The sequence below is a fragment of the Pseudomonas sp. R151218B TE3479 genome, from assembly GCF_053629195.1.
This window is the reverse complement of the sequence record NZ_JBRJHV010000001.1, coordinates 5,465,750-5,478,974: the sequence shown is the minus strand read 5'-3', so window position 1 is coordinate 5,478,974 and position 13,225 is coordinate 5,465,750. Positions and strand designations below refer to the sequence as shown.

General features: G+C 64.8%; 9 protein-coding genes. 1 reads left to right on the top strand and 8 read right to left on the bottom strand.

The window, feature by feature from the left end; genetic code table 11:
* Positions 1 to 17: 17 nt before the first annotated feature.
* The 4 genes from AB7M32_RS23645 to pvdM all read right to left on the bottom strand — a co-directional run bounded on the left by AB7M32_RS23645 (position 18) and on the right by pvdM (position 5,575).
* Entirely contained in the window at positions 18 to 1,667 is a 1,650-nt protein-coding gene (locus tag AB7M32_RS23645; protein ID WP_454251554.1) for a cyclic peptide export ABC transporter, read from the bottom strand.
* 351 nt (positions 1,668 to 2,018) lie between these two features.
* Complete coding sequence (pvdO, locus tag AB7M32_RS23640) at positions 2,019 to 2,894, bottom strand: dihydropyoverdine dehydrogenase (RefSeq protein ID WP_454251553.1); 876 nt, start codon at positions 2,892 to 2,894, stop codon at positions 2,019 to 2,021.
* Between the two features lie 33 nt (positions 2,895 to 2,927).
* Positions 2,928 to 4,208: a pyoverdine-tailoring periplasmic protein PvdN gene (pvdN, locus tag AB7M32_RS23635; RefSeq protein WP_454251552.1), complete on the bottom strand. Its 1,281-nt coding sequence runs from the start codon at positions 4,206 to 4,208 to the stop codon at positions 2,928 to 2,930.
* Positions 4,205 to 5,575 carry a pyoverdine-tailoring dipeptidase-like protein PvdM gene (pvdM, locus tag AB7M32_RS23630; RefSeq protein ID WP_454251551.1) on the bottom strand — a complete coding sequence of 457 codons (1,371 nt, stop codon included), beginning with the start codon at positions 5,573 to 5,575 and terminating at the stop codon, positions 4,205 to 4,207. The genes pvdN and pvdM overlap by 4 nt, the downstream gene beginning before the upstream one ends.
* 333 nt (positions 5,576 to 5,908) lie before the next feature.
* On the opposite strand from pvdM, the gene pvdP reads away from it, so the two are divergent.
* Positions 5,909 to 7,525, top strand: a complete 1,617-nt coding sequence (pvdP, locus tag AB7M32_RS23625) for a pyoverdine maturation tyrosinase PvdP (protein WP_454251550.1) — start codon at positions 5,909 to 5,911, stop codon at positions 7,523 to 7,525.
* A gap of 190 nt (positions 7,526 to 7,715) precedes the next feature.
* On the opposite strand, the gene AB7M32_RS23620 is transcribed toward pvdP, so the two are convergent.
* The 4 genes from AB7M32_RS23620 to AB7M32_RS23605 form a co-directional block, all read right to left on the bottom strand.
* Positions 7,716 to 8,042 carry a DUF6124 family protein gene (locus AB7M32_RS23620; RefSeq protein ID WP_060741403.1) on the bottom strand — a complete coding sequence of 109 codons (327 nt, stop codon included), beginning with the start codon at positions 8,040 to 8,042 and terminating at the stop codon, positions 7,716 to 7,718.
* 552 nt (positions 8,043 to 8,594) lie between these two features.
* A complete protein-coding gene (locus tag AB7M32_RS23615) occupies positions 8,595 to 9,989 on the bottom strand; it encodes an efflux transporter outer membrane subunit (protein ID WP_454251549.1) in 1,395 nt (464 codons plus the stop codon).
* A 10-nt stretch (positions 9,990 to 9,999) separates the two neighbouring features.
* Positions 10,000 to 11,970 carry a MacB family efflux pump subunit gene (locus AB7M32_RS23610; protein WP_454251548.1) on the bottom strand — a complete coding sequence of 657 codons (1,971 nt, stop codon included), beginning with the start codon at positions 11,968 to 11,970 and terminating at the stop codon, positions 10,000 to 10,002.
* Positions 11,971 to 13,119, bottom strand: coding sequence for an efflux RND transporter periplasmic adaptor subunit (locus tag AB7M32_RS23605; protein ID WP_060741406.1), 1,149 nt, complete (start codon positions 13,117 to 13,119; stop codon positions 11,971 to 11,973). It lies immediately after the preceding gene.
* Positions 13,120 to 13,225: the final 106 nt, after the last annotated feature.

Genomic DNA, 13,225 nt, shown 5'->3' with positions numbered 1-13,225 from the left:
ATGAGAATCGTGATTATTTACGCAGATTGCAGTTCGGTGATCACCCGGCCGGCCTCCATGCGCACCAATTGGTCGGCCACGTCGAAGTAACGGTCGTCGTGGGAAATCACGATGATGGTCTTGCCCAGGCGCTTGAGGTCCGGCAGCAGCTCGGTGTAGAAAATCCGCCGGAAGGTCGGGTCCTGGTCGGCGGCCCATTCGTCGAAGACCAGCACCGGGCGTTCTTCCAGCCACGCATTGACCAGTGCCAGGCGCTTGCGCTGGCCGGTGGACAGGTCGGTGGTGGTGAAGGCGCCGTCGCGCACGCTGACCTTGTGGGCGATCTCCAGGCGTTGCAGGTATTTATTGGCGTCGTCCGGGATATGGGTGTCGCCTTGGACGATGTCGTCGAACAGGTAGTAGTCGGCAAAAATCGTCGTGAACAACTGGCGATAATCGTCGCGGGTCACGGCTGTCACGACTTGGTCGTTGAGGCGGATTTCTCCTTGCTGCGGTGCGTACAGGCCCAGCAGCAGCTTGATCAGCGTGGTTTTGCCGCAGCCGTTTTCACCCACGATGAACACGATGTCGCCCTGGTCGATCTTCAGGTTCACCGGTCCCAGGCGGAACGGCGTGGCGCCTTCCACCGCCGGGAAGCTGTAGGTCACATTGCTCAGTTCCAGCGTCTGCACCGGGGTTTTCGGCTGGCCCTGGTCGTTGAGCAACAGGTGCGGTTCCGGGGATGAAAACTGTTCCGACAATTCGGCGATGCGGCGGAAGGCAATCTGCGCGCGGCTGACGATCGGCAGGGTGCCGATCAGGTGTTCCAGCGGGCCTTTCATATACAGCAACACCAGCACGAAACCACTCATCACCGCCTTGTCGGCGCTCGGCCACAGCGATTGCAGGGCCAGGGCCAGGCCGATCACCACGAAGAACAGCATCGAGCCGAAGGTCTTGGCGATCACGAAAATGTTCACCGAGCGGATCTGCGTGTCACAGATCTTGTCGGCGGTGTGTTCGATGCCCGAGACGAACATGCGTTGCCGACGGGGGCGATGGATGCGCAGTTCCTTGGCGCCTTCGGCGATGGCGTTGTAGTGCTTCTGCAGTTCGTCCTCGGAATCGCGAGCCTCCATGAAGCCCTTGATCCCACGACCGCGGGCGATGTACTGGACCACGGTGCCGATGACAATCGCCACGACCATCATCAGGAACATCGGCCACGACAGCATGGCCAGGTAACCCATGCAGCCGAGGGTGACGGTCAGGGAAATGGCCAGGGGGGCGAAGGCGAAGGCGAAATCGCTGATGGTGTCGACGTCGTGGGTCAGCACCGGGATCAGGCGATGGCTGCGGTAGCGTTCGATCTGCTGGATGGGCGCCGACAGGACTTTTTCCCCCAGCTCCTTGCGCAGTTTGGCGATGATCTTCTGGCCGACGTAGTTGGTGCCGATGTCGGAACAGATGGAACTGACCAGGGCCAGCAGGCACAACCCGGCGAACACGCCCACCACGGTGTGGCTCAGCCCGCCGTCGGCGTGCAGCACCTTGTTGATGGTCGCCAGCAGCACGGTCACGCTCAGGCCACCGACCATGCCCAGCAGGATGGCGCCGATGACAATCAGCCGGAAGGGTTTGAGCAGGGTGAACAATTCATTGATCACCCCGCGTTTTGGTTGGCTCATGGAGGTTTCCCTGCTAGATGAAAAGGGCGAAGGCCATCGCGGGGCATTCACCGCATGGGCTGGAGGACGGCGGCACGCCGGGTTGGGGCGCGCCCACCTGTAGAACGATTGGTAGGGGAGGGGATTTAACACCTGATTGCCTCAGGAGCGCCGTTGTGGCGAGGGAGCTTGCTCCCGCTGGGTCGAACCACATCTTGTGGCGAGGGGATTTATCCCCGTTGGGCTGCGGAGCGGCCCCCAAACAGGCAACACCGATCAGTCAGAAATAACGCGGTGGTTTCATTGGGGCTGCTTCGCAGCCCAGCGGGGATAAATCCCCTCGCCACAAGGTATCCGGGTGAACCTATCGACTTACATATCCCGCGCCACCCGAAAACCGATCCAGTCTCCCCGATTGCCCGGCACCAGCGCGTTGCGGTTGCCGGAGCGGGAGAACACCGGTGCCTCGCCCCAGTCGTTGCCGCGGATGCGTTTGAATTCGCACTTGCCGGTCAGCCAGGCGCTGCCGTCGCTCGGGGCGCCCACATAGTTTTCGTTGTAGCAATCGGCGGTCCATTCGTAGATGTTGCCGTGCATGTCGTACACGCCGAAGGCGTTGGGCGCGAAGCTGCCGGCCGGGGCGGTGAAGTTGTAGCCGTCGGCCGCGCCGTAGGTGTTGGCGTGCTGGGCGATGCTGTATTCCTTGCCTTCATCGAACGGGAAGGGGAACGGTCCGGTGCTGCCGCCGCGTGCCGCGTATTCGCGCAGGGACTCGCTGACCAGTCGGTATTGTTTGCCGGTTTTTTTCGACAGCCACGCCACATAGGCATTGGCCTCGTCGAAGTCCATGCACACCGCCGGGTGTCGGTCGGTGTATTGCTTGCGCGGGTCGCTGCCCTGGTAGTCCGGGATGCCGGCCTTGCACGCTCGACCGGGACGCTCATCGCCGTCGGGCATGGTGTAGCCGGTGTCGCGCAGGTAGGCGAACCATTCGCCCTTGAGCACCTGGAAGCGACTGATCGCCAGGGGCTTGGCAAACGTCACCGGGTGCAGCGGGCCTTCGTCGGGCTCGCGTCCCACTTCGTCGTCCGGGGTGCCCATCTGGAAGGTGCCGGTGGGCAGCACGACCATTTCCGGGCAATCCTTGCAGTCGCGAAAGACCTGGCCCGGTTGCGATGCCTGGGCGCCGGAGGGCGGCAGGGCAGCGAGGGCCAGTGCCGGGAGTAGCTTCAGCGAAAAACTGTTCATCCATCTCTCTCGATAAGGTCAAAAAGGTTCGGCTCAGAGCGTTTTGCCCAGCAACCCCATGAAGCGATCGATCTCGGCTTCGGTGTTGAGCAGCCCCGGCGCGGTGCGGACCACCGGTCCCGCATCGCGATGCACGGCGTCGGCGATCACGCGGTTCTTCATCAGGTAGGCGGCGACCTCGTCGCTGTCGCGGCCCTTGACCCGGAAGAAGGTGAAGCCGGCGGACAGCTCCGGGCTCATGGGGGTGATCAGCTCGATCTGCGGCTGTGCCACCAGCTGTTTTTTCAGGTAGTTGTTGAGGGCGTGGATCCGCGCCTGCACTTCGGCCTTGCCCAGTTGCAGGTGCAGCTTGAAGGCTTCGTCGGCGGCCCAGCGATGCTCGAAGGCGTGATAGCCCCCCGGGGTCATGACGGTGGAAAACGTCGTGGCTTCGGAAAAGGTCGGAATGATCGGCGTGACGTACTTGAGTTCTTCGCTGCGGCTGCACACCAAGCCGGTGCCGCGCGGGCCGAACATCCACTTGTGGGTGCCGGCAATGAAAAAGTCGCAATTCATGGCGGGGAAGCTGAGGTCTTCGACGCCGAAACCGTGCACGCCGTCCACCACGTAAATGATCCGTTGTTCATCGCTGCGGCCTTGGTTGTGCTTGTCCACCAGGGCGCCGATCTTGTCGATCGGCAGCTTCACGCCGCTGCCCGAATGCACCCAGGTCATGCCCAGTACCCGGGTTTCGGGGCGGATGTTGCGGTCGATGGCCGTGAGGATCTGTTCATGGCTGGCGTCGTGGGCGTTCTCGAACAACTTGATCTTGCGCACCCGGGTGCCGCTGCGTTGGGTGCGCAGGTCGAGAATGGTATGGGTGGCGTAGTGTTCGTGGGCGGTGGTGAGGATTTCCTGGTCGGCCGCCACGTGGACGCCGCCGTAGATGATCGACAGGCCTTCGGTGGTGCTGCCGGTGAGGGCGATTTGCTTGGGCGAAGCTTGCAGGTAGCGGCCGGCCCAGGTGCGAACGTTTTCCTCTCGCTCTTCGGTGACGCCCAGGTCCCAGTCCATCAACAGCCCCGGGTTTTTATCCAGGGCGGCGCGGTGCCGGTCGATGGCCTCGCGCACCGGGCGTGGGTGGGTGGTGACCAGGAAGTTGGAGAAGTGCAGGTAGTCCGGGTCCTGGTTGAACAGCGAGCGCAATTGCGCCCATTTGTTCTTGGGCAGCGGTGCCAGTGGATCGGTGCTAGCCGTGGCGGGCAGGCTGGCGGCCAGGGGCAGGCCGGCGGCGAGGATCCCGGCCTGCTTCAGGAAGGTGCGACGCTCATTCATGGCTGGACCGCCTTCTGGGTCGAGGCGATGGCGGGGCGGGCGGCTTTCTGCACCTGATCCCAGACCCGCAGGAAATTGCCGCCCCACAGTTTGGCGATGTCGGCTTCGGAGTAGCCGCGGGTCAGCAGCTCGGCGGTGACGTTGCGGATGTCGCCGACGTTCTCCCAGCCTTTCACGCCGCCGCCTTCGTTGAAGTCCGAGCTGATGCCGACGTGGTCGATGCCGATCTTGCGCACGGTGTAGTCGATGGCGTCCCCCAGGTCCTTGAGGCTGGCCTTGGGTTCTTCTTCGAGGATGCCGTAGAGCTGGCCGGCGTATTCGCCGAACTTCTGTTCCGGCCAGGCGGCGATGATCGGGTCGCCGGGCATCAGCGCCATCGCCAGGTTGGGCAGCGGCGGCAGGTCGAAGCGTTCGCGCAGGGCGTTGAGTCTGTCCTGGGTCTTTTGCGTCAGCGGGCGCAGGTACTGGGAGAAACCGACGATCTGCACCACGCCGCCGCTGGCCTTGATCAGTTGCATTTCCTTGTCGCTAAGGTTGCGCGGTATGTCCACCATCGCCCGAGGTGCCGAATGAGAGGCCACCAGCGGCGTGCGACTCAGTTGCGCGACTTGCTCCAGGGCCAGGGTCGACATCTGCGACACGTCGATGATCACGCCCAGGTCGTTCAGGCGTGTCACCGCTTGCTTGCCGATGTCCGACAGGCCGCCCAGGGCATCGGGCGAGTCGTTGAAGAACGGCAGCGGGCGGGAGGAGTCGGCCCAGTCGTTGTTGCCGATGTAGCTGAAGCCGAACATGCGCATGCCCCGCGCCGTCCACAGGTCCAGCAGGCTCAGGTCATGGCCCAGGGGGTAGGCGTTGAGCATGCTGATGAAAATCGCGAATTTGCCTTCGCCGTGCAGGCGGCGAAAATCATCCGGGGTGTAGGCGATGGCGACCTGGTTGGGAAAGTCCCGGACCAGGCCGGTGATGATCTTGTAGCGCACTTCCTGCTGGTTGCGCGCTTCCTCGACAAAACCGGCGGTGGGCTTATGCGGCGCGTTGGGCCCGTTCCACAACTCCGGCCAGCCGAACACCGTCAGGGCCGCGCCGGACAGATGGCCGCGGTTGGCTTTGACCAGGTCGAACTGGCCGCTGCCGTCCTTGTCGGCTTCATTGCCGGCGGTGCCGAAATCCAGCGGCACGGTGATGTGGCTGTCGAAGGACAGCAGGCGCTCGTGCAGTTCCCTGGCCTCTTTCATCACTTTGACCGGGTAGCCGGGGTTGTCCCGCCACCAATGGTCCCAGGCCGCCAGGCCACCACCAACGGCGAGGGCCAGGGCCAGGGGCAGGCCGATGAAAAGAGCCTTTTTCGAACGAGGTGTTGTCATTGCCGATCTCAGTCAGGTTCGCCTTGGAAGGACAGGCGCAGGGGCCTTTGCTATCTGGGGAGAACGAGTGATCGGGCGGGAAATTTAGGCGCTCTCGAGGCCGCCATCGCGAGCAAGCTCGCTCCCACAGTTTGGAATGCGCTCACCTGTGGGAGCGAGCTTGCTCGCGAAGGCGGCCTTGAAACCAACCTGACTTTTGGGAATGTACTCAAATCCATTGTGGGAGCGAGCCTGCTCGCGATAAGGCCTCCACTACCTCCCTATAAATTTGTCAGCCCACCCCTCGTTCTAGCTTGGATAAAGCCCGCTCCAGGGCTGGACACAGGTAAGGCAATGACGATTTCTCGACGATGGTTCATGGCAGGCCTGGCGCTGACCGGTGCCGCCGTGCCTGCGGTGTATTACGGGCATCGCGAACTGACCCGGCCGGACCCGACCATTACCCCCGGCGAGGCCTCGTTCGACGTGGCGGACGTGGCGGGCCAGCGCCGGGCCGATACGTTGCGGGGCATCTGGACGATCCGTTTCACCGGCCGCGACGCCGGTCTCGAAGGCTTGCCGCAGGACGATCTGCAGGTCTTCCTCGATATCGGCCAGAGGGGCCGTGGCCTGGTGGGTTACCTCGACAGCGCCGAACGTTTGCGCGGTGCCGATGAGCCGCGTTATCGGGTGTTGGGCGACCTGGCCGGAACCGACCCGAAACAACTGAGCTGGCGGCTGATGGGCGCTCGGCACGACGCGCCGGACTATGAATTCATCATGACCCTGGACGAAGTCTGGGCCGGTTTCGGCAATGCCGGCAGCGCCACTCTCAGCGGTCGGGTGTTGCGCTTGGACCGTCCCTTGGCGTTGCCTGAACAGGACAATCACTTCATCGCCGTCAAGCAGCGCTTCCCCGAGGCGCGGGAGCGCACGCCGCTGAGTCCGGCGCTGCTGGCCTGGCTGGTATCGCCCGAGCATCGGCTGTTCCACCAGCTCTGGCACGCCTCGCGGGACAAATGGCACACCCTGGACGAAGACAAGCGCAATGCCCTGCGCGGCATCGGCTGGCAACCCGGCCCACGGGACCAGGAGCGTGATGCCCGCGGACCGCGCAAGGATCGCAATGGCTCGGGCGTGGACTTCTTTTTCATGCACCGGCACATGCTCGGCACCGCCCGATCGTTCCAGGCGCTGCCGTCGTGGCCGCGCTTTCCCTTGCCGCAACCGGAGCTGGAACGCGATCGCCTTGGATTCGCCCGCTACCTCGATAACCACGATGGCACGTCCTTGCCGCCGACCTGGTTGGCCGATGGCGACGAGCAGTACGCCCAGTGGGTCAGCGACATCAAGACCGCCGAGACCTACCACAGCAATTTCCAGGTCTGGGAATCGCGCTACCGCGACCCGCGCTACCTGTCGAAACTGACCCTGGGCCAGTTTGGTTCGGAAGTGGAACTGGGCCTGCACGACTGGCTGCACATGCGCTGGGCCTCGGTACCGCGCGACCCGTCCAACGGCCACCCGGTGCCGTTCGCCCGCGATCCGGCGGACTTCGCCCAGCGCTGGTACGCCCCGGAGAATGACTTTCTCGGCGATCCGTTTTCTTCCCACGTGAGCCCGGTGTTCTGGGCTTTCCACGGCTGGATCGACGACCGTCTCGAAGACTGGTTCCGCGCCCACGAGCGTTTCCATCCGGGGGAAGTGAGCCGGCTCGAGGTCAACGACGTGCCCTGGTTCGCCCCGGGCCGCTGGGTTGAAATCGCCGACCCCTGGCTGGGCCCGGACACCCACGGTTGCAGCACCACGCCGGGGCTGCAGGTCGGGCGCTCGGTGGAGATGGACCCGGAAACCATGAAACTGGCCTTGCGCATCACCTTCGGCAGCGATGACAAAAAGCTCTCCGAACTGTTCCGCCGGGTACCGCAACGGCCGTGGTATGCGCGCAATCTCAAGAGTAAGCCCGTTTAACCTTTCTGACTGGATGAACACTGTTGTGGCGAGGGGATTTATCCCCGCTGGGCTGCGAAGCAGCCCCCAGAACCGGCACCTCGGTGTGTCAGGGGTATTGAGTGAGCCGGTTTGGGGCTGCTGCGCAGCCCAGCGGGGATAAATCCCCTCGCCACAGGTGTCATTTGGCTTGAGGTTGTTATGAAGGTGTTTAGCGCGGCGCGGCGATGTCCAGCGCGCGGTTTGCCAACAGTTCTGCCAACTCGATCATCTGCTGGATGCCCAGCGCAAAATGGCGCCGCGAGCCTTCCAATTCAAAGGCCTGCTCGCTTGCCATGACGTTAACCGAAGCGAGGGTTTCGCTGAGGTTGGCCAGCAGGCATTCCATGTCCGCGCCTTCTGCCACGGTGAACAACTGGCCCGGTGGTGGGTTGGGTTTTTCGGGTTTGGGGTCGAGGTAAAAGGCGAGGGCGCGGTCGGCGGCTTCGTCGATTTTTTTGGAATCGTCTGCGGGGGGATTGGGGGTGATCTTGAACATGGCGTAACTCCTAGTATTCATTTTCAGGAGCCGACACCATCGCTACCAAACGATTGGGTGGCGGCCGTACGCGGGTTGGTAGACCGGAGCACTAGGAACCCGGCGCGCCCGAAGACGCCCTGCGCACGGCCACCATGAAACAGACACCGAGAGAGCGTCTGTAGGAGGTGGCGCTTGCGCCTAGTTGACTCGCGGGCTACCAAACCCGATCGCTGAAATCAGCGACCCGGAAACAGTAAAAGCCACGAGCCAGGCGCACAAGCCGGCGGATTCTGGCGCAGTTGTAGGTAACGGCGCAAGGCGATGTAGCCTCACTCAGGAGTCCTACACGACCGGATAAACAGAACCAAAGCCGAACACCCTTTATTGGGCGGGGAATTATCTGTGGCGAGGGGATTTATCCCCGCTGGGCTGCGTAGCAGCCCTAAATCAGCTACCCCCAATACACCTGATACACCGAGGTGCCGGCTCTGAGGGCTGCTGCGCAGCCCAGCGGGGATAAATCCCCTCGCCACAGGTGTGTGTGGCTTGGCTTGAGAACCTGGGGTGGCGTTACATCACCCGCCAACCCCCACCCAACGCCTTGTATAACGCCACGCTCGCCTGTACCCGCGCCAGCCTTAACTGCACGTTCATGTCCTGGGCGGCGTACAGCGTGCGTTGGGTTTCCAGCACGGTGAGCAGGTCTTCGGCGCCGGCCTGGTAGCGGCGCTGGGCGATGTCGAAGGCGGTCTGGGCCTGGTGCAGTTCTTCGCTTTGCCATTGCCGTTGCTGGTCCAGGCCATGGATGCCGTTCAGGGCTTTTTCGACGTCGGCGAAGCCGTTGATGATGGCGGCGCGATAGAGCTCCAGCAGTTCTTCCTGGCGGGCGGTGGCTTTGTCCCGTTCGGCACTCAGGCGGCCGTTGTTGAAGATCGGAGCGGCCAGGCCGGCGGTGAGGTTGTAGACGTTGTTGCGCAGCAACTGGTCGGCGATGTCGGCGCCGGTGGCCAGGCTCAGGCCGAGGGTCGCGGTGGGCAGCATGGCGGCGCGGGCCACGGTGATGTCGGCCTGGGCGGCAGCGAGGCGCGCTTCGGCGGCGGCGATGTCCGGGCGGCGGCGCAGCAGTTCGCTGGGCACGCCGGCGTCGATGGCGGGCCAGTGCAGGCGGTCGAAGCTGTCGTCGTCGAGCCTGATCGACTGCACCGGTTGCCCCAGCAGCGTTGCCAGGGTGATCACGGCCTCCCGGGCCTGTTGCTGCACTTGGGGCACGCGGCGTTGTTGGGCCGCCACCAGGCTTTTTTGCTGGGACAGTTCCAGGGCCGTGGCGCTACCGGCGTCGTAGCGGGTCTGGACCAGGTCGAGCACGCGCTGGGCGTTGTCCAGGTTCTGTTCGGCGATGCGCTGTTGTTCGCGCAGGGACAGCGCCTGGGTGTAGCTGTTGGCGACGCCGCTGAGCAGGGTCAACTCCACGGTCGCCCGGTCGAACTGGCTGGCCGACAACGTGCTCAGCGCACTGTCCCGGGCCGCCCGCTTGCCGCCCCAGAAGTCCAGCTCATAGGTGGCGCTGAGGTTGGCGTCGTAGTAGTCGATGGTGCGGTTGTCCCGATCCACGTCCAGCTGGCTGTAGCCTTTGCCGTGCAACAATTCCTGGCGATTGCCGTTGAGCCCGGCCGTGACCGCTGGCAGCAACGGCGCCCCGGCGATCACCGCGCTGGCCTGGGCCTGGCGCACCCGGGCCATGGCGGCGGCCAGGTCGTGGCTGTCCCGGCGCGCCTGTTCGATCAAGCGGTTCAATGGCGGGCTGCCGAAGTGCGTCCACCATTGCTGGTTATCCGCTTGGGCGCTGGATGCATCGAGGTGCTGCCAGGCCGGTGGCGGCTGGATGCCGCTGTCCGGTGCCGACGCAGGGGTGGCGCAGGCCGCCAGCAACAGGCTGGCGGCCAGGAGGGTCAGGTGCGCTTTCATAGGGTGGGGATCATTCACTGGTGAGGGCCGCGACCGGGTCGAGGCGGGCGGCCTTGCGGGCGGGCATGAAGCCGAAGACGACGCCGGTAACCAGGGCGCAGCCAAAGGCGCCGAACACCGCCAGCCATTCGAAGGCCACGGCGATCTTGCCCAACAGCAAGGCGCCACCCACCAGCAAGGCCAGGCCGATACCGGCGAGCCCGCCGACCACCGAGAGCATCACCGCTTCGGTGAGGAACTGGCGCAGGATGTCGCGCTGCCGGGCGCCGGTGGCCATGCGGATACCGATCTCCCGGGTCCGTTCGCGCACGGTCATGAGCATGATGTTCATCACGCCGATGCCGCCCACCAACAGCGAAATCGCCGCAATGGCCCCGAGCATCAGCGACAGCGTGCCCTGGGTGCGGGCCTCGGCCTGGATCATCGCGGCGTTGTTGGTCAGCTCGAAATCCTGTTTGCCGTCGTGCAGGCGCAACAGGGTGCGGGAGACCGCCTGTTCGGCCTCCTTGACCTTGCCCGCGTCCCGGGCGGCGATCACCACGTATTCGGGATGGCGTGTGCCGAACAACCGCACGCTGGCGGCGGAGTAGGGCACGGCGATGCGATTGTCGGCATCCGAATCCCCGGAGCTGGCGCCTTTTTCCGCCAGCACGCCGACCACCTGGAACGGCATGTTCTCGATCAGGATGTAGCGGCCGATGGGGTCGGCGACGTCCTTGAGCAGTTTCTGCCGGACCTTGTGGCCGATCACCGCCACCGCCGCAGCGCCGCGTTCATCGGCGTCGCTGAAGTAACTGCCCTCGGCGACCGGCCAATTGAAGATGGCCGGGAAATTCGTGTCGTTGCCGCCGACGTAGCTGGTGTGGTCGAGGTTGCCGAAACGCACGCTGGCTTCGGCACCGTTGACCGGCATGATGCGCTGCACTTCGGGCAGGTCGGCGAGGGCGGCCAGGTCGTATTCGCTGATGATGCCCTTGGCGGCGCGCGGTGTGGGCGCGCTGCCGTTGAGGTAGATGATGTTCGAGCCGAACGCGCCCATCTGGGCCATGACCTGGCGCTTGCTGCCTTCGCCCACGGCCAGCATCACCACCACCGAGGCCACGCCGATGACAATGCCGAGCAGGGTCAGGGCGGTGCGAAAGCGATTGATCCACATCACCCGCCACGCCGCCTGTACCGCGTCCACCAGCTCGCCTTTCCAGGCGCCGTTGTGTTCGCTGCCGGCGCTCAGGCGCTGGCGCAGATCCACGGCTTGCAGGGCCTTTGGATTGACGTGCACCTCGTGTGGCGCAGAGGGGGCACTGTCACTGATGATCAGCCCATCGCGGATCTCGATGATGCGCTTGGCCCGGGCCGCCACTTCGCGGTCATGGGTGATCAGGATCACCACGTGGCCCTGGCTCGCCAGTTCGTCGAGCAACGCCATGACCTCGATGCCGCTCTGGCTGTCCAGGGCGCCGGTGGGTTCGTCGGCGAGGATGATGTGGCCGCCGTTCATCAAGGCCCGGGCAATCGACACCCGCTGTTGCTGACCACCGGAGAGTTGATGGGGACGGTTGCCGGTACGGCTGGCCAGGCCGAGGCGGTCGAGCAGGGCACTGGCCCGGGCGTGGCGCTCGGCGGCCGAGGTGCCGGCATAGATGGCCGGCATCTCGACGTTTTCCTGGGCGGTGCCGGAAGGAATCAGGTGATAGCCCTGGAACACGAAGCCGAACGCTTCGCGCCGCAGCCAGGCCAGCTCGTCACTGCCCAGGCCGGCGACGTCTTCGCCGGCGAAACGGTACTCACCGCTGGTGGGGCGGTCGAGGCAGCCGAGGATGTTCATCAGGGTGGATTTACCGGAGCCGGACGCCCCGACAATCGCCAGGAACTCCCCGGCGTGAATGGACAAATCGATGCCGCGCAGCACCTCCACCCGAGGGCTGTCGCCACCGCCGTAGGCCTTGCGGATGTCCCGCAGTTCGATCAGGGGCGTGCTCATTCAGCCTCCGCTGCCGCTGGCCGGGCCGATCAGCACCCGGTCGCCTTCGCTCAGACCGTCGACAATCTGCGTGCGCAGCCGATCGCTGACGCCGGTGCGAACGGTGCGTGGCTGGACGTCGCCATTGTCGGCCAGCACCCGCACCTGGTCGGCGTCCTGCAGGGCGGCGATGGGCACGGTCAGCACGTCCTTGGCCTGGGCGGCGACGAAAAACACCTGGGCGGTCATGTCGGTCATCAGCGCGCGGTCGGCGTTGTCGACGTCGAGCAACACGGTGTAGAGCACCACCCGCTCGCTGCCACTGCGGCCTCCGGTGGGGCTGCCGCCCTGGCTGGCCTCCAGCGGGCGCGGCGGCACGGGGAGGATCTGGCGAACGGTGCTGCTCCAGCGACGGCTGCCGCCGGCCAGGGTGGTGAAGTAGGCGGTCATGCCCGGCTTGACGTGGCCGATGTCGGCTTCCGAGACTTCGGCCCAGACCGTCATCGGCGACAGCCGGGCGATGCGCAGGATCAGTGGGGTTTGCTGCTGGGCGTTGAGGGTCTGGCCTTCCCGGGCACCGACGGCGACCACGGTGCCGCTCATCGGCGCATAGATGCGTGTGTAGCCCAGCTCGGCCTCGTCGCTGCGCAGGCTGGCCTGGGCCTGGCGGATCTGGGCCTGGAACATGTCGATGCGCGCCTGGGTCGCCCGCACTTCCGCCTGGGCGGTCTGCACGTCTTCCTCGCGGGTGGCGCCGCCGGCCTTGAGTTGCTGCTGGCGGCGGAATTTCTGCTGCGCCAGGTCGTGCTGGGCACGCTGTTCCTGAAGCTGGGCCTTGAGGTTCTCGATCGAAAAACGCCCGGCGTCGAGCCTGGCTTTTTGCGTGGACGGGTCGATTTCCACCAGCAGCTGGCCTTCGCGTACCTCGTCGCCGGCCTCCACGTGAATCTTCTGGATCTGCCCGGACGCCTGGGCGCCGACGTCGACATAACGCCGCGGTTGCAGAGTGCCCAGGGCGGTGACGCTGTTTTCGATATCGCCACGGGTAACGGGCGCGGTGACCAGGGGCGCACGGCTGGGCACCACCGCTTGCCACGCGGCGAAGGCCACGGCCGGAAGCAGGGCGAAGGTGAGAAGCCAGGCGCGTCGGGTAGGGCGGGGACGTTTCATGCAGGGTTCCGGCCGGTGATATCGGGCCCGTCCCAGGAAGGGCAGGGACGGGGGGCTGTTCTGGTAAACGAGCGCTTTGGGCGGGAATTTACTGGCTTGAAACACT